We start from the raw sequence: 25,138 nt of genomic DNA, 5'->3' as shown, positions 1-25,138 counted from the left end.
CCAGCACGGTCACCTCTGCTCACCTCCCGCGCTGTCGTCGGGAACACCCACTGTGGGCATTCCCAGTGCGACCGGTCCGCCGTAGGGCTCCAGCCCCACATCCTCGACCGGCGGTCCCTCCTCGGCGATGCGCCGCGCGTCCTCCCGCTGCCGCTGGCTCGCCGATGGAAGAGTGGCCAGCACCACGGCCAGCACCCCCGCGTAGGGAGTGCCGTACTGCTGGAGTTCGGTGTGCAACAGCTCTAGCCCGGGCCGGAACTCCACCAAGAGTTCCTGGCCTCGGCGTGCGTCCCCGCGGGCGCTGAACTCCAGCAGCACCCCGAGATGGTCGGGCAGCTCCCCGGAGGCCACTCGCCACCCGGCGGCCGTGTAGCACTCCTGGATCCGGGCCAGGGCATGTCCCCGGCGGCGGGTGTCCCCGTCGGTGTAGTAGGTGAGATGCAGCGCGCGGCGGCGACGCAGGTCGAAGGTGTCCACGTAGTGCGCCTGGGCCTCCAGAACCTCGGCGCGACGCAGGTAGTCCACGGTGCCGGCCAGGCCCGCGCGCACGGTTCCGGCCGGAAGTGCGTGCACCGCCGCCGCGACCGTGTCCAGCCGCGCGTACAGCCGTTCGTCCGGGTAGCACAGCAGCTGTGCGGCGGCCTGCCACGTGACCGCGGTGTTGGTGTCCGTGCCCTGCTCGTTGGGCGTGGGAGCGTCGGGACCGCGTTTCGGGGTCCACAGGTTCCGGATCGGGTTCACCGCTGCTCCCCCGGTCCGTCGTTGCCGTCCGGCCGTGGCGGAAACAGCCCGTCCGGGCGGCCGTTCCCATCCCAGTTGAGCAGGTTCACCCGGCCGCTCAGTTCGTGTTCGTCGCTGGTCTGGCGCTGCTGGAGCGCGTGGAAGGTTTCCACACTCGCCGGCGGGGGCTGCCCGGAGGCTTCCCCGAGTGGCGCGCCCCCGGCCCCGCCCATACCGGGCCCGCCCGTAACGTCCAGACTGCACCCGATCTCCTCGATGACCGCTCGCTCGGCGTCGTCCACACCGTAGGCCGTGGGGATCACGTAGCGTTCGTCGTACTTGGCGAGAGCGAGAAGTCGATAAATCTCCTCGATGTCGCTGCCGGTCATCCCCACCGCGGTCGCGATCGACTCGTCGGGCTCCGCACCCAGGTTGATGCGCCGCATATAGGATCGCATCGCCGCGAGTCGACGCAGCGTGGCGTCCACGGGCGCGGTGTCCCCGGCGGTGAACAGCTCGGCCAGGTACTCGATCGGGATCCGCAGCGATTCGATCGCCCCGAACAGGTTGTGCGCGTCCTCCCCGTCGTGCCCGGTGGAGGTGAGCGTGTCCACGACCGGCGACAGGGGCGGGATGTACCACACCATCGGCAGGGTGCGGTACTCCGGGTGTAGCGGCAGCGCCAGCCGGTGCCGCTTGGTCAGGGTGTAGATCGGGGAGCGCCGTGCCGCGTCGATCCAGCGCTCCGGGATGCCGTCCCGGTGCGCGGCCCGCTGCACCTCCGGGTCCTCCGGGTCGAGAAACACGTCCAGCTGTGCGGGGTAGAGCTCCGTCTCGTCGGCGACGGACGCGGCCGCCCCGACGCGTTCGGCGTCATACAGAATCACCCCGAGGTAGCGCAGCCGGCCCACGCAGGTCTCCGAACAGATCGTGGGCATGCCGATCTCGATGCGTGGATAGCACAGCGTGCACTTCTCGGCCTTACCGGTCTTGTGGTTGAAGTAAATCTTCTTGTACGGGCAGCTGGTGACACACATTCGCCAGCCGCGGCACTTGTCCTGGTCCACCAGCACGATCCCGTCCTCGGATCGCTTGTACAGCGCCCCGCTGGGGCAGCTGGCCACACAGGACGGGTTCAGGCAGTGCTCGCAGATCCGCGGCAAATAGAACATGAAGGTCTGCTCGAATTCGAGCTTCACCTGGTCCCCGAGCCGCTGCACGATCGGGTCCTGGCTCGCGAGCTCCGGGCCGCCGGCCAGGTTGTCGTCCCAGTTGGCGCTGCCCGTGATCGCGGTGGGTTGCCCGGTGAGCACCGAGTACGGCCGTGCTGTGGGCATGTCGTCGCCCAGCGGTGCCGAGGTCAGGTGGTCGTAGTCGTAGGTCCAGGGCTCGTAGTAGTCCTGGATCGACGGCATGGTGGGGTTCGCGAAGATGGAGGCGAGTCGGCGCAGCCGCCCCCCGGACCGGGGTTTGAGGCGGCCACGGGCGGTGCGCACCCAGCCGCCCTGCCAACGGTCCTGGTCCTGGTACCGACGCGGATAGCCCTGACCGGGGCGGGTCTCCACGTTGTTGAACCACGCGTATTCGACTCCGGGACGGTTGGTCCAGGCCTGCTTGCAGGTCACCGAGCAGGTGTGGCAGCCGATGCACTTGTCCAGGTTCATCACCATGGCCACCTGGGCCATGACGCGACCGACGGGCTGCTGGGCCATTAGTAGTTCACCTCGCTGCTGCGTTTGCGGACCACGGTGATCTCGTCGCGCTGGTTGCCGGTGGGGCCGATGTAGTTGAACGCGTAGCTGAACTGGGCATAGCCCCCGATCAGGTGGGTGGGTTTGATCAGAAGGCGCGTGAGCGCGTTGTGGATCCCGCCGCGCTTTCCGGTGGTCTCGGTCTTCGGGGTATCCACCACCCGGTCCTGGGCGTGGTACACGTACACCGTCCCGGTGGGCATGCGGTGGGAGACGACCAGCCGGGCCGCCAGGACCCCGTTGCGGTTGACCGCCTCCACCCAGTCGTTGTCGCGTGCGCCGATGGCCGTCGCGTCGTCCGGGCTCATCCATAGGGTGGGGCCGCCCCGGGACAGGGACAGCATCAGCAGATTGTCCTGGTACTCGGAGTGGATGGACCATTTGGAGTGCGGGGTGAGGTAGCGCACCGTCACCGAACGCTGCCCGTCCGGCCCCAACTGTGGCTCCCCGAACAGACGGTGAATGTCCAAGGGCGGTCGGTAGATCGGCAACGCTTCCCCGAACTCGTGCATCCAGTCGTGGTCCAGGTAGACGTGCTGCCGCCCGGTGAGCGTGTGCCAGGGCTTGGCGTGCTCCAGGTTGATCGTGAACGGTGCGTAGCGGCGGTCTGGAGCCTCGATCCCCGACCATTCCGGACTCGGCCCGACCGTGGTGGGCCGGGACTGCGGGTCACTGAACACCACGCGCCGCTCGTGCGCCCCCTCGCCCAGCACGGAGATGTCGGTGCCGGTACGTTCGGCGAGACGCTGGAAGCCCTGCGCGGCCAGCCGCCCGTTGCTGGTTCCGGACAGCGCCAGGATCAGTTCGCACACCTTCACGTCGGTGTCCAGCGCGGGGCGCCCGTCAGCCACCCCACCACGCACGGTGCCGTTCCGGCTGCGCAGCCAGTCCACCTCCGCGTCCGGGGTGAAGGACACACCTTTGACGGGCAGCCCGAGCTGCTCGGCGAGCGGCCCCAGAGCGCCCAGTTGCTCGGCCAGCGCGGGGTAGTCGCGTTCCACCGTCACCAGCGCCGGCATGGTGCGGCCCGGCTGAGGCACCTCCCCGTCGGCCTGCCAGTCCGGAGCGTGACCGCCGGGCTGGGCCAGCTCACTGGGGGTGTCGTGCCCGTGCGGCACCGCCACCAGGTCGGTGCGTCTCCCGAGATGCACCGCGGCAAGCTCACTGAACCGACGTGCGAGCTGCTGGAAGGCCGTGAAGTCGCTGCGGGCCTGCCATGGCGGGTCGATCGCCGGGGTGAACGCGTTCACGAAAGGATGCATGTCCGTAGTGGACAGGTCGTACTTCTCGTACCAGGTCGCCGCAGGCAACACCACATCCGACAGCAGGGTGGTGCTGGTCATCCGAAAATCCAGACTCAGCAGCAGGTCCAGCTTGCCCTCGGGTGCGGGTTCACGCCAGGTCACCTCGTCGGGACGATGCTCCGCGCCCGCCTCGCCCCCCTGCACGGCCGCCTCGGTGCCCAGCAGGTGCTTCGAGAAGTACTCGCTGCCCTTCGCCGAGGACCCCAACAGGTTGGAGCGCCACACCGTCAGCACCCGGGGCCAATTCGCCGGGTTGTCCGGGTCCTCGGCGGCGAAGCGCAGCCGGCCCGCCGCCAGTTCCGTGGCCACGTAGCTACCCGGGTCCTGCCCGGACTCCTGGGCTTGGCGTGCCAGCTCCAACGGGTTGCGGTCGAAGGTGGGATACGAGGGCATCCATCCCATCCGTGCCGAGGCCGCCACCAGATCCGCGGTATGGCGCCCGTCCAGCTCCCCCGAGCCCACCGCGGAGGTGAGCGCGTTCGCGCGGTAGGTGTCGTAGCGCCACTGGTCGGTGTGCAGGTACCAGTAGGCGGTCCCGGCCATGAACCGTGGCGGTCGGCTCCAGTCCATCGCCGAGGCGTAGGTGGCCCAGCCGGCCTGGGTCCGGCACTTCTCCTGACCGACGTAGTGCGCCCATCCGCCGCCGTTGACCCCCTGGCAGCCGGTGAGCAGCAGCAGTGTGAGAAAACCGCGGTACATTGCGTCACCGTGGAACCACTGGTTGGTGCCCGCGCCCAGCACGATCATGCACCGACCGCCGCTGCGCTCGGCGGTCGCCGCGAACTCCCGGGCGATGCGTACCGCCCGCTCGGCCGGAACCGAGGTCAGCCGTTCCTGCCACGCCGGGGTGTAGGGTTCGTTGGCGTCGTCGTAGCCCTCGGGCCAGGTGCCGGGCAGGTCTGGCCGCTGCACCCCGTACTGGGCGAGCAGTAGATCCAGCACCGTGGTCACCAGCTGCCCCTGCACCCGTCGCGCAGGTACGCCCCGGTGCAGGACGCCGGCCCGCCCGTCCGCCTCGTCGAACCGGGGAAGTGCTACGGACACGAACTCGGTGCCCGCTGCGGCGGGGGTTCCGGCCGCCCCGTCGCCCGGGTCGGGATACAGACTCAGCTGGGGAACACAGTCACCCAGGTGCAGGTTCCAGCGGCCCTTCCCGGACTCGCCCCAGCGGTGCCCCAGGGTTCCGTTCGGGGCGACGACGGCGCCGGTGGTCGCGTTCAGCACCACGGGTTTCCACTGCGCGTTCTCCGCACCCGCCGCGGCCTGCTCCTGGGGATCCAGATCGGCCGCAGTGAGGAACTTTCCCGGAACGTATCGTCCGTCCCGTTCCCGCAGGGTGACCAGGAACGGCAGGTCGGTGTAGCGCCGCGTGTAGTCGGTGAACGCCGCTGTGGGCTGCTCCACAAAGCGTTCCCGCAGGACCACGTGTCCCATGGCCATGGCCAACGCCCCGTCCGTGCCCGGGTGCGGGGCGAGCCACTCGTCGGCGAACTTGGTGGCGTCGTTGTAATCCGGGGCGACCACCACCACCTTCTGCCCCCGGTAGCGGGCCTCGGCCATCCAGTGCGCGTCCGGGGTGCGGGTCACGGGCACGTTGGAGCCCCACAGCATCAGGTAGGCCGCGTCCCACCAGTCACCCGACTCGGGAACGTCGGTCTGGTCACCGAACATGTGCGGTGAGGCTACGGGAAGGTCGGCGTACCAGTCGTAGAACGACAGCATGGAGCCGCCCAGCAGATTGACGAACCGGGCGCCCGCACCGTGCGACACCTGCGACATCGCCGGGATCGGGGAGAACCCGGCGATGCGGTCCGGCCCGTGGTCGCGGATTGTGTGCACGTGCGCGGCCGCCGCGATCTCCAGCGCCTCCTCCCAGGTGGTGCGCACCAGCCCGCCCTTGCCGCGGGCGCGCTGGTAGCGGCGCCGGCGCTCCGGATCAGTGGTGATCTCCGCCCACGCCGCCACCGGGTCACCGAGTCGCGCCCGCGCCTCCCGGTACATCTCGGCCAGCACCCCGCGGATATAGGGGTAGCGCACCCGGGTCGGGGAGTAGGTGTACCAGGAGAACGCCGCCCCCCGGGGACATCCGCGCGGTTCGTACTCGGGACGGTCCGGGCCCACCGAGGGGTAGTCGGTTGCCTGCGTCTCCCAGGTAATGATCCCGTCTTTGACGTACACATTCCAGGAACACGAGCCGGTGCAGTTCACGCCATGGGTGGAGCGCACGACTCGGTCATGATTCCACCGGTTTCGGTAAAAAACGTCTCCCTCGCGCCCGCCCGCACGGAAAACGGCGCGATGGTCGGCGGTGACGTCCGCATTCGTCAGGTGAATTCCTGTGCGAAGCAGCAGGTCAGCCGGATCAAATTCCGTTTCAGGTTTTTGCTGGCCATTGTGCACGGGTTACTCCCCGTTTCCCGAATCGAGGGAAGTGAGACTGTGAGTGCTCGGTCGCTCCAGCTCACCATCCGATATCCCATCGAAGGAATACCCCGAAGTCCCAACAATTTATGCCGAAGGTCCCGATCGGATTCCGGAGCGAACGGCTACCGTCCCGGGGAGTCGACATCGAAAGGACATCCGGATGAGCAGCAGCGCTCCCGAGGGTGACGCCACCGCCGAGGCGGCCATCCGGCGTGGCGCCGGGCGTAATCTCGCCCTGGCCACGGCCGCGTTCGCGCTGACGTTCTGGGCGTGGAACCTCATCGCCCCCCTGTCCCAGACCTACAGTGACCGGCTGGACCTGAGCCCCACCCAGACCTCGCTGCTGGTGGCTGTTCCGGTGCTGGTGGGTTCACTCGGCCGGATCCCGGTGGGCGCACTGACCGACCGCTACGGCGGTCGGGTCATGTTCACCGTGATCTGCCTGGTGAGCATCGTGCCGACACTGCTGGTGGGCCTGTCCGGAGATTCCTATGCCCTGCTGGTGCTGTGGGGCTTCTTCCTCGGTGTTGCCGGCACCTCCTTCGCCGTCGGGATTCCGTTTGTGAACGCCTGGCACGCGCCCAGTCGGCGCGGTATGGCCACCGGTGTGTTCGGTGCGGGCATGGGGGGCACGGCGCTGTCGGCGTTCCTGACCCCACGGCTGGTGGAGCAGTTCGGGCTGCTGGGCACGCATTTGGTGATGGCAGCCGTGCTCGCGGCCATGGGGGTGGTGATGTGGCTGGCCAGCCGGGACGCTCCCGCCTGGCGGCCCAGCAGGGAGCCGGCGCTGCCGCGGATGCGTTCGGCTCTCCGGCTTCCGGTGACCTGGCAGATGGTCGCACTGTACGCCCTGGTGTTCGGGGGGTTCGTGGCCTTCTCGACCTATCTGCCCACGCTGTTGCACACCGCCTACGAATTCGCACAGACCGAGGCGGGGCTGCGTACCGCCGGGTTCGCGGTGGCCGCCGTGGTGGCCCGTCCGCTCGGCGGCATCCTGTCCGACCGGATCGGCCCGGTGTGGGTGTGTCTGGTCTCGTTCGTGGGCACGTGCGTGCTGGCTCTGGTGCTGGCTTTCCAGCCGCCGGCGGAGTTGCCCGCGGGGGTGAGCTTCGTGCTGATGGCCCTGTTTCTGGGCTTGGGCACCGGCGGGGTGTTCGCACTGGTCGCGAAGCTTGTGGAGCCTTCCCGGGTGGGCACGGTCACCGGTCTGGTCGGCGCGGCCGGCGGCCTGGGGGGCTACTTCCCACCCCTGGTGATGGGGGTGATCTACCAGGCCACCGGCGCCTATACCTGGGGGTTTGTGCTGTTGGCCGCCACGGCGCTGCTGGTCGCGCTCTACACCGCCCGCGCGTTCCGCCACGTGGAGGCGCCACCCCGGCCCCGGTGACCGTACCCGCCTTCCTGCTCCCCCATCGGCCGGGTGTTGCATTGAGCGGCCGTCCCTGCCCCCGATGGCCTGGAGGGAGCCCCCGAGCCGCGATAGCGTCCCTTTCCCATCCCTCCGGCATGGGAAAGGGCCCGAGCTGGGGAGGGGAGACGCTCGGGCCCAGGGGGAGGAGACGTGGGGTCAGGTCAGAGTGCAGTCCAGGTCGCTGGGCTCGGAGCCGTCCCCGGCGCCGTCGGCGACAAAGCCGAACGTGGTGGACGCTCCGGGGGCGAGCTCTCCGTTGTGGCCGGCGTTGTGCACGGTGACCTGGGCGCCGGACTGCTCGTAGTCGCCGTTCCACAGCTGGCTGATGGTCTGGTCATCCGGGAAGGTCCAGGTGGCGGTCCATGCGGAGGTGGGGCTGTCCCCGGTGTTGGTGATCTCCACCTCGCCCTGGAATCCATGGCCCCAGCTGCCGGTCACGGAGTAGCTGCACTCCGTGGCTCCCGGGTCGTCGCCGTTACCGGGGTCGTCGCCGTTGCCGGGGTCGCCCGCGCCACCGAGGGCCTCGCGCAGGGCGAAGAACGCGGGCTTGCGCTCGTAGTCGTCGGTCTTGATCGTGGCCGCGCCCTCACCCTCGAAGGTGTTGGGGACCCAGGAGTACTGGTCGGTGATGCCCCAGATGGTGAAGGAGGTGCAGCCGGCCACGCCCAGGCAGGCGTCGAGGGCCTGCTCGTAGTAGTCGGCCTGCTGGGCTAGCTGGTCATCCGTGGGTTGGCCGTCGGCGGGCAGCTCCATCCGGACGTCGATCTCGGTGACGGCGGTGGCCAGCCCCAGGTCGTCGAAGCGTTGCAGGTTGTCCTGGAGGTCGCCGGGGAAGCCGTACTCGATGCTCAGATGGGTCTGGGCGCCGAAGCCGTGCACGGGGACACCGTCGGCGAGCAGGTCCTGGGCAAGGTCGTAGTAGGCGTCGCTCTTGGCGTTGATGCCCTCCACGTTGTAGTCGTTCAGGAACAGCTCGGCCGAGGGGTCGGCCTCGTGGGCCCAGTGGAAGGCGTCAGCGATGATGTCCGGACCGAGCTCGCGGATCCAGATGTTGTCCTCGGTGCGGAGCTGGCCATCCTCGTGGAAGATCTCGTTGGCGACGTCCCACTGGTCGATCTGTCCGGCGTAGCGGCCGACCACGGTGTCGATGTGGTCCTGGAGGATGGTGCGTAGTTCCTCGTCGGTGAAGTCGCCGTCCTCCAGCCAGTCCGGGTTCTGGCTGTGCCACAGGAGGGTGTGGCCCCGGAGGTCCTGACCGTTGTCCTCGGCGAAGTCCACGATGGCGTCGGCGTCGTCGAAGTCGTAGGTGTCCTGGCTGGGACGCAGGTGGTCCCACTTCATCTGGTTCTCGGCGGTGACCGAGTTGAACTGCTGGGCCAGGCTGGTGCGGTACTGCTGGTCGTGCGTGAACGGGTCCGGGTAGTCCTCGTCGGTGTGGTGCCCGCCGCCGGCGGCGACGTTTCCGATCACCATGCCGTCCGGGGCGAGTTCCCGGAGGCGTTCGTTGACGGCGTTGGAGTGCGGGGCGGCGCTCTGGCCCTCGGGTGGGTTGGCGGCTGCGGGGGCCGCGAGGGGCACGGTCACGGCCACGGCGGCCAGCGCCGCGGTGGCGAAGCGGAGTGCTTGCATCGGGGGACTCCAGTCTCTCTATGACCAACCAAAGTTTCCGAAATATTCCGGAAATCTTGAGGGACGAGGCTAGGGTGTGTCGCACCTCACGTCAAGACCTGGTAGGCGCTCTGCGGGAGAACGATGCCGTTAGCACCGCTATGAACTCGGCATTCCTGGCTTCTGAGGCCGGATGTCCCGGTCATCTTCTATCGAAAAATTTCGGAAAGATGATGATGGCTGCTGGGGTCATTGGATGACCTGAAGGTGCGGGTCCTAGCCCTAGGCAGCATCAGCGCGTCGTCCAAGCGTCGGGGTGTGGCCCCGGGCGTGCCTGATCAGTGTGCGCCTGCCGCACCCGAGGCCTCCCGGCCCGGCGCGTCCTCGGCGGGCGCGGAGCTGGCTGGCCGGCGGCGGGTGGTGAGGGCGGTCAGGACCGCGAGCACGCCCACCACGCCCGCCGCCATGAACGCCGCACGCAGCCCGGCATCATCGGGCGTGCCGGTATAGGTCACGCTGCCCAGCGCCGAGACACTGACGAACAGCGCGATCCCCAAGGCACCGGCAATCTGCTGGAGAGTGGTGAGGATCGCGCTGCCATGGGAGTAGAGCTGGTCGGGCAGGGCACTCAGCGAGTCCGTCATCAGCGGCGTCATCATGAATCCCAGTCCCGCCATGAGCACGAGGTGAATCGCGATGGCCGCGACCACCGACGAGTCGGACCCAAGGCTGGCGAACAGCCACATGGACGCCGCCAGGGCCACCGCACCGGGAATCACCAGGGGGCGAGCCCCGAACCGGTCATACAGTCGCCCTACCGGGCGTCCCATCAGTCCCAGCAGCAACCCACCGGGCAGCATCGCCAAACCGGCCACAAAGGCGTTGGTTCCCAGAACGATCTGCAAGAACAGCGGGAGGAGGACCGCCCCCGCCCCCAGCAGGCACATGAACAGCAACGCCATCAGGATCACACCCACGACGAAACGGCGCCGGGTAAACGGGCGGAGATCCAACAGTGCCCGATCATCCCGCTGGAGTCGCAGCTGGCGCCACACGAATACCGCGATCCCGGCGAGCCCAACCACCAGCGGCAACCACGGGGGAACCAGGTGCTCCCCGCCTTCGGACTCCCCGATCGTGGACAGGCCGTAGAGCAGCGCCCCGAAGCCGAGCGCCGAGAGCAGCACCGAGCCCACGTCCAGCGGCACTCGACGGGTCACGCGGTCCATGTGCAGCCACACCAGGCCGATCACCAGTGCCGCCAGGGCCAGCGGCAGTACGGTGACGAACATCCAGCGCCAACCCAGCACTGCCAGCAGCCCGCCACCGATCGTGGGGCCGATCGCGGGCGCCACGGCGATGACGATCGTGATCGTCCCCATCGTGGTCCCGCGCCGCTCGGCGGGAACCAGCCGCATCACCGAGGTCATCAGCAGCGGAATCATCACGGCCGTGCCACCCGCCTGGATCACCCGTCCCGCCAGCAGCACCGCGAAACCGGGTGCCAGGGCGCAGACCGTCGTGCCGAGCAGGAACAAGGTCAACGCCGCCAGGAAGAGCTGACGGGGAGTGTAGCGCTCCAGCAGGAACCCGGTGATCGGGATGACCACCGCCATTGTCAGCAGGAAACCACTGGTCAGCCACTGCACTGTCGTGGTGGTGACGTCCAGTTCGACACTGAGGTCGCGCAGGGCGACGCCCAGGATGGTCTCGTTCAGGATCATGACGAACGCCGACACCACCAGCACTCCGATCAGGAGACCGGATTTTGGTTGGGTGACTGGCTCGTCCGATGTCAGGGATCCAGACGCGCTCTCGGGCACGGGCAGTACCTCACACAGGGGACGGTTGGGGAGTCGGGCACAACAACAGTGGCCGTGCGGCCGTGGTCAACGTATCGGTATAAGCGGCGTGACTCATCCGAAATTTCCGGTCCTGGTGTGTCCGCACCGGGCGGCGCGGGGCCGTACCGGAATCCTCTGGTCGGCATGCCCTGCCGTGCTCCGTCCCACCTGGCCCGTGGTGATGCCCGGCGGTCTCGCGACTGCGCTGTAATGCTCGCCTGCGCACAGGCGGGGCGACTCCCACCGGCGGCCCGGATCCTGCCCATCCACCCGTAGCTTCTGCATGATGCTCCGGGCGGTCTGGGCCGTGCGAGGTGGCCGGCCCTACCGCGACACCAGCCATACAGCCGGCCGCGTTTTCAAACGTTTCGGTGCGCCTGTCCGGACACAGTGGAAAGCGACCATCACCGGTGTTGACCGCATGGACGCAACGGCGGAGGATGCGGTGACATGCCAAAACTCGGGAGCGGGGTCACTCGGGTAGAGTTTTGGCGGCCGGAGAGCGTCTGGAGTGCCGGTCACGAATATGGCGGTGGCCGTCCGGGCCGGAATCAGAAGGAGTTGACCAGGCTGCCATGATCCGAGTCATTCTAGCCGAGGATATGCACATGGTACGCGGCGCTCTGGTTTCCCTGCTCAACCTGGAGGAGGACATCGAGGTCGTTGCCGAACTCGTTTCCGGTGACGAGATCCTTCCCTCCGTACTCGAACACCGTCCCGACGTCGCCATCATCGATATCGATCTTCCGGGCAAAGACGGTCTGACCGCCGCTGCTGAGGTACACGATAAGGCGCCGAATACCCGCACTCTCATCCTGACCAGCCTGGGGAAACCAGGCACCCTGCGCAGAGCCTTCGCCGCGCAGGTCGGTGGTTTTCTGATGAAAGATGCTCCTCCCGGCGAGTTGGCTGAGGCGATTCGAGGTGTGCGTGCAGGCAGGCGCGTGGTTGACGGGGAACTTGCGCTTGCCGCGTTCGACAACGAGGAATGTCCGCTGACGGAACGAGAGCTCGATGTGCTGCGTCTGGCCGCGGACGGAGCCGATGTGACCGACATCGCCGCCCGTCTCTATCTCACCACAGGTACGGTACGGAACTACCTGACCGCGGTCACCACCAAACTGAATGCCCGAAACCGCGTGGATGCGGTCCGGATTGCTCAGGAGTCCGGATGGGTGTGAGTGCAGTCGTTCACCCCCCGGCACCGAATTCCCCGATGGCCGTCTCAGCGAGCCCGTCCAGACCGAGAGCCTGAGTCGTGATCTCGGTGTCCCCGCTGGTCAGTACCGATGCGGCCAACTCCAGCTCACGGGCGGCGTTGCGGAGTCGTTCCTGGAGTGCTCCGGTCATCAGCAGGGCTGTGGAATAGGGGCTGTCCTCGAACAGACGTGGCACGTCAGACATCCGGGCGGTAACCGTGAACAGAGCGGCGGGGCGGTGCCCGACCCCGGAAGCGAGCTTGGCGCAGTCCAGGATCTTCGCGATGTCAGATTCATGCGAATTGATCAGAATCAACTCGTTCCGATCCGCGGAGTACCGGTAGATGCCGCGTTCCACATCCAGACTGCGGTCCAGGGTGACGTAGAGGGTGACCCCTGCGCCCGACTCCGGGAAGGAGGAGGGCACCCCTGCTTCTCGTCCGGAACAGGCCAAGGCTCGGGAGAGCAGTTCGCTGAGCTCGGCCGCGGACAGCGGACGGAATCGTACCCGCCCCCGCCGTTCCCGGGACGTATCCAGACCTCCGGGGGGCGGCAGGGCGAGCTGACGGCCGTCCTGCGGCTGCGCCAGGTTGGACGGGGGGCCAAGCGCGGAGCCGTCCAGCAAGCGAGGTCGCCGGTGTGTATGGAAGAGGAGGTCGTGCGGGGACCATGGCTCGAGCCGGGGGTCGGTGTCCTCCGGCAGGAACTGCAACTGCGCCTGGGGATCGTATTCACCAACCACCGCGACTCCCGCTGCAACGAGGTAGGCCACCGTATCGACGACGAGTCGGGGTGGGAGGCTGGTGAGTGCGGCTGCCGTATCGGCCACGGTCGCCTCGCTGGTCAGCCCGTCCACAACCTGGAACACCTCGGGGCGGTGCAGTACGACCCGGTGCATCGCCAGCGGCGATTCCATCAACAAGCGTTCACCCGAAAGGCGGATGACGGTGAACTGGGACAGTCGGGCGGTCCGCTCCTGGAGCCGTTCGGGCAGAGCGAACCGTGCCCGGAAGGCCACCGGTTCCACGGAGAGAAACGGGCCCGTGGTGGAGCCGTCACTGAGTGAGTGGACGACACAGCATTCCAGTTCCCGGAGGACGGAGGAGACCTCCGCCCAGGCCCACTCCCGATGAAGCCCCTGGGCTGGGGAAACGGCATTGTCCGGAACGACCGGTCCCAAGGCCATGCGGGAGATCAGCTCCCGGACGTCGGCCCCCGGAGAGTCCAACCGAAAATCACCCCACCGGGAAGCCACGAGGAGGGAGCTCTCGGAAATGTGTTCGACGAGCGTGCCCTCCAGCAGGGAGAGCAGCCGTAGCGGCCGCAGGTCCCGCTGTCCGGAATCGCCGTTGTGCTGCCGCATCGCTATCGCCTTGGAGATCAGGTCACAGGAACATGGGGAAGGGGTTGAGTTCGTCGTAGGGGGTGGGCGCGGATCTGCGCCCGAGTTCGACCGGGACATCGAACAGCCTGCCGGGTGCGAATCTGGCCCACAAACCCCGCAGCCCCGGGACGACCACTTTGACCACCGGAAGCTCGATGTCCGGACGCGTCTGGTCGAGCACCAGCATCTCCAGGTCCTGTCGGGCGAAGAGGTCCCGCAGCGCGAGCACATCCGCCGTCACGTCGGTGCGTGGTGTGTAGGCGTAGTCGCCGGGCCCGAGCGGACGCTGCTCCGGGGCTGGACGCAGATAATCGGCGCCCACCGCTCCCGGACCTGCCCACCAGCGAGCCGCATCCGGATCCCCCCACCCGTGGACGCCGTCCACGATCACCGGCATGAGCTGGTTCATCTCCGCGACCGCGCGGCGCAGCGCAACCCGTGGGTCGAGATGGCACCCGAACCCGAACATCACGTCTTCGTTTCCCTCGGTGTTTCGGGTTACCGCGGCCATGGCGGGAACACCCAGATCCGAGGTGAGATCCAGTACCCAGAACTCCCGGCCAATTCCGGCATAGACCGTCCGCATGCGCTCCACCCAGGGATCCGCGAACGCGGCCAGATCTACTTCGGGTTGGCGGGTGCGGTTGTACCACCACAGGGCCACGGCGTCCCTCTCGATGAGTTCCAGGGAGCCCTGGAGGATCGCGTCCTCCAGGCTGGATCCGGCCGCGTTCCCGTTGGAGTCGGCCCGTAAGTCCACGCCCCCGGGGCCGCCCGGGGCTCCGAAGTACAGCATTCCCGTGGGCAACAGCCGGTGGCGTTGCTCGGTGAGCGACCACAGGGGTGACCAGTTCAGCTCCGTGTCCGGATCGAACGGGGCACAGAGGTACTGGAAGGCACCGTGCTCGATGTTCCATTGCTCCCGCTCGTTGTACTGGCGCTCGTCGATGAGTAGACAGGTGTCCGGATGTACCGCCTGCTCGGCAAGGGCGGTGTAGCTGCCGCGGATGCGCTCCTCATCGCCGTGGAAGGTGCCACTATGCCGTTCCACGGCTTCACACAGCGCACTCACGCGGGCGTGCAGTGGAGATGTTCCCTTCCCACTGTTTTCGGAACGCAGCGCGGCCCGGAGGCCGGAATAGCCAGTTCCGGTAGCCGCCATGTTGGGTCCGCTACGGAAACACTGGAACTCGGTGGGTCCTCGGAGGTCTTCCGTAAGTTCCTTGACAATCCCGGTTACCGGGCTGACCAGGTGCTCGTAGCGTTCCATCATCTCCTGGGGCGTGTGTGAGCGGTGGCCCGCACCGCCATCGGCGGCCTTGGGCCGGGAGTGGAGCTCCACCGGACGATGGGCTCGGGCACGCATGAACGCGGGATCGCCGCAAGAGGGACATTGGGGGCGGGCGGGAAATTCATGGTGATGGCTTTCCCGGGTACGGCTGTCCAGCGTCCATACGGCGCCCTGCTGCTCGTTGCGGTATCCGGCAATCCATTTGGCAGCTTCCAGCGCGATCATATTCATCGCGGTTCCCGTGAGTGGGGGAATGGTCACGGAGGGGCGTTCCACTGGTTCGGAGCGACCGAGAGCCTGCTGGGCGTGCAGGTCGCCTCTACGGTGGATCCGTAGCCGATGGGCCAGGCAGTGCCAGCACGGTGTCCCCGTGGCCTCGGGCTGGAAGATCGGCCCGAGCCACAGACGGGCGCCTGTGGGACGGGCAAGCAGCCATGGCCGTTCCGCGTCGCGGTGGGCCGCGTCGATCTCGGTGAGTCCCGCGGCGAGATAGTCCGTGCAGAGCACGACCGACAGCTCTGCGGATGTGGAGAGTGGGGGGTGGGTTCCGGGGTGGTGCTGAAGCGGCCGGCCGCTGTTCAGACCGGCGGCAGTCAGGGAGTCGCCCATGGCGGTGGCATCTACCTGGCCTACGGCGATCGGTTGGACCTCGGCGGTGGCGGTCGCCGAGATCGCGGTCTCGGGCGAAATCCCGGCAGCTTCCCAGTAGGCCGCGGCGGGGACCGACGCCGACACCGACACAGCGGGGTGGGGGCCGAGGAGGCCGGCCTCGGTGAGGCCGGCGACCACGGCGGTGACCGCATCGGGGGATAGCCCAGCGGGTGCGCAACGTTGCAGGGAGTCGAGGTTGCGCGTCCCGTTCAGGAAGGGGGCCAGGGCCTCGACATGGGAGCCGCGCAGTGCGGTAACTCCGTCTTCGGAGAACACGTACACGGCTTCACCTGGGACGGTCTCGATGCGTAGGCCGGGTTTGAAGCCGAGCGCAAGCTCGGAATCATGCCGAAGGCTGGTCGGCTCCATTCAGGCCACCGCCCCGACCAGTCCCTGGTTTCGGTGGCCCACGGAGTCTGTGTGTGCCGAGTCGACCGGTGTTGGTTCTGGGGGTGCGGCGCCGCAGATGGTGGTGGGGGCAACCATCGCCTCTGCCGGTGCGGACCAACTGTCGAGGACGTCGATGTGCAGGTCGATGGAGTGGCTGGGAACCTCGTTCGGGGGGATCATGTTGGCTCCTTTTTCGCTCTACTTTCCGAGTAAGCTGGAAGCCATTATTTGCAGAAAGGAGTGAACTTTGTAGTGTGCCCTTCATGGATCCATATGTGAACCTGTCACATTGGTTGCGTGATCGATCCATGTGTCGAGGTGGAACGGAAGGATCACATCAGATAGCCGGGACGATCGACGAGCAGAGTCTTGGTGCTCCGTCGCAATGTCCTGGTTTTCCTGGATTTTCGTTGAACGACTGCTCGTGCCCATGCGCCGAGGAGTTCCCGTGGAGCCTGGTGTCTGGAGTGCGTCCCCGGGCGTGGTGCGGAGATCATCCCGGGCTCTACCAGCGCATCAATGAACGATCTGGGGGTCGAACAGGTTCCCGATCACCACTTCGCAGGAACGTCCCACGATCCGCACGGTGTGCTTCCACATCCTCCAAACCTGGCCTGTGTGCCGCGGGGGCATCAGGGACGTCCCACTCGGCGCGCCGTTTTCCGCTCATGGTGCAATCTCCTCTCCCCACCTGCATTCGTCACGTGTCGAGGTAGAAGATTTCTAGGTTCCGGATGAATTCGAGCGTCCGGAGCTGGTCGGGGTGCGCGACCTGACACATCGATGCTCCTGGCCTCGTGTCGTACCGCGCCCGCTGCGATGCTCACTTTCGACATTCATTACAGCCATGCGGGGCGGGAGGGGAACATCTCCGTTCCTCGAAATCCGAAGGAGGACGGGTGTATTCCGTGGAGCGCAGGCCCGAAGGGGCCCGGTCGTCTACGCCTCTGCCCACCCAGATGGGAGGACACCGCACTATGGGAACGGACCGAAGGACGATCCGCCTCGGACTCCTCGGCTGTGCGGATGTGGCCGTCCGCCGTGTGCTACCGGCGGTTACGCGTCTGCCGGGGATGGAGCTGGCCGTCTCGGCCAGCCGAACTCTCGACAAGGCCGAGAAGGTAGCAGCGGATTTCGGTGGAGAGGCCGTCGAGGGTTACGAGAGGCTCCTGGAGAACCCCCACGTCGATGCGGTCTACATTCCCCTGCCGTCCGGGATGCATGCCCACTGGACGGAGCGGGCCCTCGCTGCGGGGAAGCACGTGCTGGCCGAGAAGCCGTTGACCACCGGAGCGGGTGACACGGAGTCGCTCCACGCACTGGCGGTCGAACGCGGCCTGGTACTGCGGGAGAACTTCATGTTCCTCGGGCACAGGCTGCACGATCGTGTTGCAGCCCTGCTGGAGTCACAGAGCCTGGGCAGGATCCACTCTTTCCACGCGGCCTTCACAATCCCCGCACGACCGGCCCGGGATATTCGCCACTGTCCGGAGTTGGGGGGTGGCGCGCTTCTCGACACCGCCGGCTATCCGGTGCGTGCAGCGATCCGGTTTTTCGGTACTGACATGGAGGTCTCCGGTGCCGTGCTGCGTCACGATCCCGCCCTGGGCGTTGACCTGTCCGGATCCGCTCTCCTGCGCACGTCCGACGGGGTCGCCATCCACTGCACCTTCGGGCTCGACCACCACTACACCTCCACCTACCAGTTCCTCGGTTCGGCGGGTCGCCTCAGTGTTGACCATGTCTTCACAACACCGGCGGACCACCGTCCCATTATTCGGATTGACGATGCGGCGGGCCGGAGTGAAGAGCACGTTCCGGCCGATGACCAGTTCGTCAACAGTCTTTCCTTCTTTGCCGACGACATCAGGAGATCGAACCCGGGAACAGATTCGGCCACTCGGGTACAGGCGAAAGTCATTGACCGGATACGCGAGCTGTCTCGGTAACGGTCCGGACCGCAGATCCGACCACACGTGAGGAGAGGAGGAAGGACGGTTCCGTGTTCCACCTGACCCGGCGGGGCCGCCCATCAACCTATGGGAATCACTAAGGAAAAACTACTCGACTTCGTACGGGAATACCATGCGGAGGACTCATCCCAGCCGTTCGTTTCGCACCAGGACAACGTCATGGCTTCCGGGGCGGTCCTGACCGCGGAAGATCGGGTGGCACTGGTCGAAGCGGCTCTGGAAATGCGCATCGCGGCCGGAACCGACTCCCGGAACTTCGAACGCAAGTTCGCCAAATACTATCGGCTGCGAAAAGCACATCTCACGAACTCCGGTTCCTCGGCAAACCTGCTGGCGCTGAGCGCGCTGACCTCGCCGCGACTGGAGGATCTGCGTCTGCGCCCGGGGGACGAAGTGATCACGGTGGCCGCGGGTTTTCCCACCACGGTGAATCCGATTATTCAGAACGGTATGGTCCCCGTGTTCGTGGACGTGGAGTTGGGTACCTACAACACCACTCCGGACCGGGTGGCCGCAGCGATCGGCCCCCGAACCCGGGCGATCATGATCGCGCACACCCTCGGTAACCCATATCAGGTTCGGGAGATCGCTGAGATCGCCGAGCACAACGGTCTCTATCTGATCGAGGACAACTGCGACGCGGTCGGATCGACCTATGAGGGGAAGTTGACTGGGACGTTCGGTGATCTCGCCACCGTCAGTTTCTACCCTGCCCACCATATCGCCATGGGCGAGGGAGGGTGCGTCCTCACCGACAACCTCATCCTCGCCCGGATCGTGGAATCCATGCGCGACTGGGGCCGGGACTGCTGGTGTGAGCCGGGGGAGGACAACCGCTGTCTCAAGCGCTTTCGACAACAGATGGGAACCCTACCCGAGGGATACGACCACAAGTACATCTTCTCGCACGTCGGATACAACCTGAAGGCCACCGACATGCAGGCCGCATTGGGCCTGTCTCAGTTGGACAAGATCGAGGACTTCATTGCTGCCCGGCGGCGCAACTGGACCCGGCTCCGGGAGGCGCTGGACACCACACCGGGGTTGGTGCTGCCGGAACCCACTCCGGGAAGCGAGCCGAGTTGGTTCGGCTTCGTCATTACCGTCACGCCCGACGCTCCCTTCTCCCGAAGCGCTCTGGTGGAGTTCCTGGAGGCGCACGGGGTACGGACCCGGCGGCTCTTTGCGGGAAACCTGACCCGCCACCCTGCCTATCTGGAACACCCACATCGGATCGTGGGGAGCCTGAAAAACAGTGACATCATCACCGAACACACCTTCTGGGTCGGAGTCTATCCCGGGCTGTCCGACGAGCTGATCGACCAGATCGCTGCGGTTATCCGCGAGTTCGTTGAAAAGTACGGGTAATCCGCCCGATGAGCCGGCGGATCTTCCGTTGGTCGGTTTCCAGTGAATGTGTTCACCTGAAAATATGAGGGGTTAGGATATGGCTGGATCAGAGAATCAGGAGTCCGGAGAAGGGAAGCGGTGCAGGATCTGCGGTGATGTCGTTGAAGAATTCATCGACTTCGGTCGCCAGCCGGTATCCGATTCCTTCGTCATGCCGTATGAGGCTGGACAGGAGTTCTTCTTTCGGCTTTCTGCCGGAATCTGCGTCGCATGCTCGATGGTGCAACTGACCGAGGAGGTCCCCCGGGAACAGATGTTCCACGAGGACTATCCCTACCGTTCTTCGGGATCGACCCGTATGCGTAGCCACTTCCACAGTGTGGCTCAGCGGCTCCTGGAGACTGAACTTACCGGACGGGACCCACTGATCGTGGAGATCGGAAGCAATGACGGGATCATGCTCCGAACCGTGCGGGACGCGGGTGTGCGGCATCTGGGGGTGGACCCCTCGGTGCGGGCCGCCGAGCTCGCGGCATCCGAGGGGATCCGTGTACAGACCGACTTCTTCGAGGAACAGTCGGCCCGGAAGATCGCCGCGTCCGAAGGGCCAGCGAACGTGATCTTCTCCGCCAACACGTTTAGTCACATCGCCTACATCGACTCGATATTTCGAGGAGTAGACACCCTGCTAGCCTCGGACGGTGTCTTCGTGTTCGAGGACCGCTACCTGGGCGACATCATAAGTCGAAACGCGTTTGACCAGATCTACGATGAACATTTCTACCTATTCTCAGTGAGCTCGGTTCAGTCGATCGCGCAAACTTTCGGATTCGTGTTGATCGACGCCGAACACCTGGATATTCACGGCGGATCGATGCGCTACACCGTCGCCCGCCCCGGAGTCCGAATACCCTCGGATTCGGTTGCCCAATTCCTCCGTCAGGAGCAGAAGATGGGGCTTGCTGATCCCGGAACTTACCGACGTTTCGCCGAGGAGACGCGAAATTCCTGTTCCGAGCTGATAAGCCTACTGCGAGATCTGCGGGCAGAAGGAAAGACTGTGGTGGGCTACGGTGCCACTGCGAAAAGTTCCACACTTCTCAATTATTGTAATATCGGCTCGGATCTGGTTTCTTGTATATTCGACAGTACTCCGGAAAAGCAGGGAAGGCTCAGTCCGGGAACGCACATACCGGTTCGCTCCTCGGATGAATTTTCCGCTCCGTATCCTGACTATGCCCTGCTCTTCGCGTGGAACCATTCCGACGAGATTCTTGCCAAGGAGCAGGAGTTCCGGGAGGCCGGAGGTAGGTGGATCCTCTATGTTCCCACGGTGCACCTGATCTGACTGTCGGCACGGGCGGTCTGGGTGTGCGGGCCCAGGGGCGCCCCTGTCCTGGTGTCCACCTCATCTCGTGGTCCGAGGGTCAGGATCTCATGCTCGTCATATGACGGATGCATGCCTGAATCAGGGAGCCGTGCACTATCCCGGGATGCCGGGCGGAACAGAGAATGGTGCACGATTTCGTTCCTGGCGAGCTGAGAAAGATTCACTCTGGACACATCCCTCCGTGTAATGAGCATCCGAAATACAAGGAGAAAACTATGCGCGTCCTGATCACTCTGCCTCCGGACACGTCACATCTGAACCCCGTCCTGCCGCTGGCCTGGGCGTTGCGAGGTGCCGGTCACGAGGTTCGTGTAGCCTCGCATTCTGCGTTGACTGACGAGATTGTGGCCGCTGGACTCAGCGCCGTCTCCCTACGTGGAGCCGAGGCCCTGCCCCCCATCGAGTCCGTGGCCGACTTCATCGCCGGTGACGAGGAGCGTGAAGAACTCACGAACGCGCTGGCGCTCGACCCCGCCGATCGTGCCCCCTGGGACTTCTTCAGCTACTACCTCATCGCGGCGCTGCGCATCTTCCACCCGCCCGACTTCGATCCCGACCATGCTCATCCCATGGCCGACGACCTCATGGAGTTTGTGCAGCACTGGCGTCCCGACGTGGTGGTCTGGGATCCTATCTGGCTCTCCGGTGGCATCGCTGCCCGGGCCTGCGGGGCCGCCAGCGTTCGGCTCATGTGGGGGCCGGACTACTGCGGCTGGACCTATGAGCGCTTCGATGAGCGTAGGGCGGTGCTGCCCCCGGGGGTGACCAACCCGATGGAGGCGTGTGCCCGCCCCCTGGCCGAGCGTTACGGCCTGGAGATGGACGAGACGATGCTGTTGGGCCATGTCACCATCGATCCGATCCCGGCTGAGGTGCGGCTTTCCACCCGGCAACGCACCGTTGCGATGCGCCAGCTACCCAGCACGGGCGGGGGCGGGGTGGTGCCCCCGTGGCTGCGTACGGAACCCGACCGGCCGCGTATCGCCTTCAGCCTCGGAGCTGCCCAGCGCAAGTACGAACAGGACGACGCGAGCATGATCGCCACCATGCTCGATGCGTTCGCGGGGATGGACGTCGAGGTGGTCGCCACGCTCAACGCGGATCAACTTGCTGGACAACAGGTCCCGAAGAACGTCCATACCGTCGACTACATTCCGCTCGATCACCTGCTCCCCACCTGCTCGATGATCATTCACCACGGTGGGGGCGGTACCTACACCGTTGGCGCGGCGCTACAGGTGCCGCAGGTGGTGCTGGCTGTGGATCCCGAGTCCGGACCGTACGCCAGGCGGATCACCGGGGTGGGTGCGGGATTGTACGTCGATCCTGCGGTGCTGTCCGTGGCCGAGATCCGTTCCCGCTTGCAGCAGGTCCTGACCGAGTCGTCGTTCCGGGAGGGTGCCGCGGCCCTCCATGCGGATTGGCAGGCCGAACCCAGCCCGAACGAGGTGGTACGGACTCTGGAGCAACTCGCCGCGAATATCCCCGAACCCAGCGGTGCCGGGCTGCTGGAAGGGGCGACGCGATGAGGATGCTGTTCATTACCGGTGGAAGCATGGGGACCGTATTTCCGCAGGCCCCACTCGCCCGCGCCGCCCGCGCAGCCGGACATGAGGTCCTCATGGCCGGTCCGGACACCGTGACTCGGGTCATCGCTGATGTCGGACTGCCCCCGGTATCCATCTCGCCACAGACGAAACAGAGTCTGTCCACCGATCTTCCGGACGACCCTCGCGAACAGATGCGCTACGTCGGTCGGTGGTATGCGCAGATGACCATGGAGACCCTCGAACCGTTGCGGCAGGTTGCCGAGGACTGGCGCCCCGATCTCGTGGTGGGCGGCGGGATGTTCTACCCGGCAGCCCTGCTGGGTCACCGCCTCGGTGTTCCTACCGTGCGCCAGCCCTGGGGTGTTCTGGACTCCAGTGAGTACGACGTCGGTGCGGGGGAGGAACTGCGACCGCTGCTACGTCAGTTCGAGCTGGAGTCCGTTCCGGTTCCGGACCTCTCGCTGGATGTGACCCCGCCCAGCCTGCGTCGCGGGAATACCCCTCGCGGAAGACCGGTGCGCTGGATTCCCGGGAACCTCTACCGGCCGCTCGAACCCTGGATGTACACCCGCGGTGACCGCCCACGGGTACTGCTCACCTCGGGAAGCCGCGTGACCAGTTCCGGATCGCTGCACACCATAGAGGTCGAGCGCCTGCGCGAGCTCGCCACCCACGTCACTGCCCTGGGGGTGGAGGCGGTGGTTGCGGTTCCCGACGACGCCGCCTCCGCGTTGTGCCCAGGCACCGGTGACGAGTGGCGCGCAGGATGGGTCCCCCTGGACATTGTCGCGCCCACCTGCGACCTGATCGTGCACCACGGTGGCGTCGGCTCCAATATGACGGCCATGAGCGCCGGGGTGCCGCAGCTGATTCTGCGCGAGATTCCCTCGCTGGGCGAGATGCAGGCACAGGTCGAGTTCGGTTCCGTGATCGACCTGCCCAAGGAGAGACACACGACCCCGGTCATCGCCGAAGCCTGCCAGCAGATTCTCGCCGACTCGTCCTATGCCGATCGGGCCAGGACCCTCGCGGCGGAGATCGCCGCGTTGCCTGCACCAGCCCAGGTGGTGGAGGAGCTGGAGAAGCTACCGGTTGGCTGACGGCGAACCTCCTGCGGGGTCGTTCCCCCGGGCCGTGGACGGGGCACGGCACGCGCGAATCATCACAGGAAGAGAAGAGGGAAGATGACATCCGTGCAATCTCAACCCCAGCCGGGGGCGACCTGGCGGGAATGGTTGGGACTCGCTGCGCTCATGCTGCCGGTTTTCATGATCGCCACAGACATGACCGTGCTGTTCCTGGCAATGCCGTCCATCGCAGCGGACTTGCAGCCCAGCGGAACCCAGTCACTGTGGATCCTGCACATCGGTGAGTTCCTGGCGGCGGGATGCGTGATCACCATGGGGCGGCTCACCGACCGGATCGGTCGCCGTCGTCTGCTGATGATCGGCGTGTCCGTCTACGGTGTGGCATCCGTCGCGGCAGCGCTGTCCACCTCTCCGGAGATGTTGATCGCCGCGCGTGCCCTGCTCGGGGTCGCCGCGGCGACGGTCATGCCTTCGGCGATCGGCCTGTTGCGCACCATGTTCGCGGACGCCAAACAGTTCTCCTTCGCCTTCGCGGTGCTGATCTCCGCCTTCTCCGGCGGGATGGCACTTGGGCCGCCCATGGGTGGGATCCTGCTGGAGTACTTCTGGTGGGGGGCCGTGTTCCTGGCCAACGTGCCCGCTGCCGTGCTGCTGATGCTGACGGCGATGTTCCTGCTGCCGGTCTACCGGGATCCCTCTGCCCAACGGTTGGATCTGCTCAGCATCCTGCTGTCGGTGTCGGCGCTGATGGCACTGATTTTCGGCCTTCAGGAGATCGCCGACGAAGGGCTTCGGCCGCTCTACGTGGCAGCGGTTCTGCTCGGGGTGGGACTGGGTGCCGTTTTCGTGTATCGACAGCGACGGCTGAGCGATCCCCTGTTGGACTTGCGTCTGTTCGCGAATCCGGCGGTGTCCGTTTCGATGGTGTCGGTGCTCCTCGTGCTGCTGGCCTTCGGCGGGACCGACATGCTCTTTGCCCAGCACCTCCAGGTGGGTCTGGGGCTCTCCCCCGCACAGTCGGGGGCGGTGCTGGTCGCCCCCGCCGTGGCCGCGATCACGGGAACCATGCTGGCCCCGGTGGCAGTGCGTTTCATGCGTCCGGCCTACGCCATCTCGTGTGGGCTTTCTGTCTCCGTGGTGGGTGCCCTGGGGATGGTTCTTCTCCTGCCCACGGAGCAGGTGCCGCTGCTCATGGCCGCACTGGTGCTGATCGGCTTGGGGATGGCACCAGCGACAACGTTGGGCGGGCAGCTGCTGGTGACCAGCGCCCCGATGGGGCGCACCGGATCGGCGACGGCTGTGCAGGATGTCAGCGGCGGGCTCGGCAACGCCATGGGCCTGGCTTTCCTCGGCAGTCTCGCGATGGTGATCTACCGCCGAGTTTTGGAGGGGTCTGCGCCGGGCGGGCTCTCGGATGCGGACCTGGCGGCGGCTCAGGAAAGCACCGGAGGCGCAATGTCCGTTGCCGAACGCCTCCCGGGTGAGCGGGGAGCCGAACTCATGGATGCGGCCGGATCCGCCTTCGCGGTGGGCACCCAGGTCGCCTATGGGGTGGCGGCGGTCATCGCGGTGACGGTGGTGCTGTTGGTACTCGGACGGCTCCGGCACGTGCGCCTTGAGTCGAGCCCGGACAACGAGCCGGAGGGAGGCCAGGAAGCCGGTCCCGAACCGCAGCCCTCGGGGGCGGGTAGCCGATGAACGGCCATGCCCATTGCCCATGAATGGCGGAACCACGCCGTAGCGAAAAGGAGCGAACCGATGGTGCAACGACGAGCGGAAGCGGTACTGCAACCGCCGCAGACTTTGGACG

General features: G+C 66.3%; 15 protein-coding genes and 2 pseudogenes. 8 read left to right on the top strand and 9 right to left on the bottom strand.

Translation table 11 applies throughout. The annotated features are described in order from the left end of the window. Nucleotides 1-9: 9 nt before the first annotated feature. Genes narJ through RIF23_RS10855 form a run of 3 tightly spaced genes read right to left on the bottom strand, consistent with a single transcriptional unit; the run spans nucleotide 10 to nucleotide 6,175 of the window. The gene (narJ, locus tag RIF23_RS10865) at nucleotides 10-741 is read right to left on the bottom strand and encodes a nitrate reductase molybdenum cofactor assembly chaperone (protein WP_310912353.1); all 732 of its coding nucleotides are present in this window, start codon (nucleotides 739-741) and stop codon (nucleotides 10-12) included. Continuing rightward, nucleotides 738-2,432, bottom strand: coding sequence for a nitrate reductase subunit beta (gene narH, locus RIF23_RS10860; RefSeq protein ID WP_310912352.1), 1,695 nt, complete (start codon nucleotides 2,430-2,432; stop codon nucleotides 738-740). Before narH ends, narJ begins: the two co-directional genes overlap by 4 nt. Beyond that, nucleotides 2,432-6,175 (bottom strand): nitrate reductase subunit alpha, encoded by a 3,744-nt coding sequence (locus tag RIF23_RS10855; protein WP_310912351.1) that lies wholly within the window; start codon nucleotides 6,173-6,175, stop codon nucleotides 2,432-2,434. Before RIF23_RS10855 ends, narH begins: the two co-directional genes overlap by 1 nt. 184 nt (nucleotides 6,176-6,359) lie before the next feature. Between RIF23_RS10855 and RIF23_RS10850 the strand changes: the two genes are divergently transcribed. Continuing rightward, nucleotides 6,360-7,586, top strand: a complete 1,227-nt coding sequence (locus tag RIF23_RS10850; RefSeq protein ID WP_310912350.1) for an MFS transporter — start codon at nucleotides 6,360-6,362, stop codon at nucleotides 7,584-7,586. A gap of 180 nt (nucleotides 7,587-7,766) precedes the next feature. Here RIF23_RS10850 and RIF23_RS10845 read toward each other — a convergent pair. From RIF23_RS10845 to RIF23_RS10835, 3 genes and pseudogenes are all read right to left on the bottom strand, one after another. Continuing rightward, nucleotides 7,767-8,051 (bottom strand): annotated as a pseudogene (locus RIF23_RS10845) (cellulose binding domain-containing protein); the annotation flags it as partial. A gap of 30 nt (nucleotides 8,052-8,081) precedes the next feature. After that, nucleotides 8,082-9,239 (bottom strand): annotated as a pseudogene (locus RIF23_RS10840) (endo-1,4-beta-xylanase); the annotation flags it as partial. A gap of 317 nt (nucleotides 9,240-9,556) precedes the next feature. Then, nucleotides 9,557-11,041 (bottom strand): DHA2 family efflux MFS transporter permease subunit, encoded by a 1,485-nt coding sequence (locus tag RIF23_RS10835; protein WP_310912349.1) that lies wholly within the window; start codon nucleotides 11,039-11,041, stop codon nucleotides 9,557-9,559. A 596-nt stretch (nucleotides 11,042-11,637) separates the two neighbouring features. On the opposite strand from RIF23_RS10835, the gene RIF23_RS10830 reads away from it, so the two are divergent. After that, nucleotides 11,638-12,243, top strand: coding sequence for a response regulator transcription factor (locus RIF23_RS10830; RefSeq protein ID WP_310912348.1), 606 nt, complete (start codon nucleotides 11,638-11,640; stop codon nucleotides 12,241-12,243). Nucleotides 12,244-12,253: 10 nt separating this feature from the next. Here RIF23_RS10830 and RIF23_RS10825 read toward each other — a convergent pair whose 3' ends face one another. Genes RIF23_RS10825 through RIF23_RS10815 form a run of 3 tightly spaced genes read right to left on the bottom strand, consistent with a single transcriptional unit; the run spans nucleotide 12,254 to nucleotide 16,157 of the window. Next, on the bottom strand, nucleotides 12,254-13,624 hold the full coding sequence (locus tag RIF23_RS10825) for a nitroreductase family protein (RefSeq protein WP_310912347.1): 1,371 nt from the start codon (nucleotides 13,622-13,624) through the stop codon (nucleotides 12,254-12,256). Nucleotides 13,625-13,646: 22 nt separating this feature from the next. Beyond that, the gene (locus RIF23_RS10820; protein WP_310912346.1) at nucleotides 13,647-15,956 is read right to left on the bottom strand and encodes a TOMM precursor leader peptide-binding protein; all 2,310 of its coding nucleotides are present in this window, start codon (nucleotides 15,954-15,956) and stop codon (nucleotides 13,647-13,649) included. Next, a complete protein-coding gene (locus RIF23_RS10815; protein WP_310912345.1) occupies nucleotides 15,957-16,157 on the bottom strand; it encodes a hypothetical protein in 201 nt (66 codons plus the stop codon). Between the two features lie 797 nt (nucleotides 16,158-16,954). Here RIF23_RS10815 and RIF23_RS10810 point away from each other — a divergent pair. The 6 genes from RIF23_RS10810 to RIF23_RS10785 all read left to right on the top strand — a co-directional run bounded on the left by RIF23_RS10810 (nucleotide 16,955) and on the right by RIF23_RS10785 (nucleotide 25,026). Further along, on the top strand, nucleotides 16,955-17,926 hold the full coding sequence (locus RIF23_RS10810; RefSeq protein ID WP_310912344.1) for a Gfo/Idh/MocA family protein: 972 nt from the start codon (nucleotides 16,955-16,957) through the stop codon (nucleotides 17,924-17,926). Nucleotides 17,927-18,016: 90 nt separating this feature from the next. After that, a complete protein-coding gene (gene rfbH, locus RIF23_RS10805; protein ID WP_310912343.1) occupies nucleotides 18,017-19,318 on the top strand; it encodes a lipopolysaccharide biosynthesis protein RfbH in 1,302 nt (433 codons plus the stop codon). A 79-nt stretch (nucleotides 19,319-19,397) separates the two neighbouring features. Next, the gene (locus RIF23_RS10800) at nucleotides 19,398-20,648 is read left to right on the top strand and encodes a class I SAM-dependent methyltransferase (protein ID WP_310912342.1); all 1,251 of its coding nucleotides are present in this window, start codon (nucleotides 19,398-19,400) and stop codon (nucleotides 20,646-20,648) included. 257 nt (nucleotides 20,649-20,905) lie between these two features. After that, complete coding sequence (locus tag RIF23_RS10795; protein WP_310912341.1) at nucleotides 20,906-22,219, top strand: nucleotide disphospho-sugar-binding domain-containing protein; 1,314 nt, start codon at nucleotides 20,906-20,908, stop codon at nucleotides 22,217-22,219. Continuing rightward, nucleotides 22,216-23,340 carry a nucleotide disphospho-sugar-binding domain-containing protein gene (locus RIF23_RS10790; protein WP_310912340.1) on the top strand — a complete coding sequence of 375 codons (1,125 nt, stop codon included), beginning with the start codon at nucleotides 22,216-22,218 and terminating at the stop codon, nucleotides 23,338-23,340. Before RIF23_RS10795 ends, RIF23_RS10790 begins: the two co-directional genes overlap by 4 nt. 84 nt (nucleotides 23,341-23,424) lie before the next feature. Then, a complete protein-coding gene (locus RIF23_RS10785; protein ID WP_310912339.1) occupies nucleotides 23,425-25,026 on the top strand; it encodes an MFS transporter in 1,602 nt (533 codons plus the stop codon). The last annotated feature ends 112 nt before the right edge of the window (nucleotides 25,027-25,138 follow it).

Origin of the sequence: Lipingzhangella rawalii (genome assembly GCF_031628175.1) — a bacterium.
Taxonomy (GTDB): Bacteria; Actinomycetota; Actinomycetes; order Streptosporangiales; family Streptosporangiaceae; genus Lipingzhangella_A; species Lipingzhangella_A rawalii.
The sequence above is the reverse complement of the archived record's forward strand: the minus strand, read 5'-3'. Positions and strand labels throughout refer to the sequence as shown.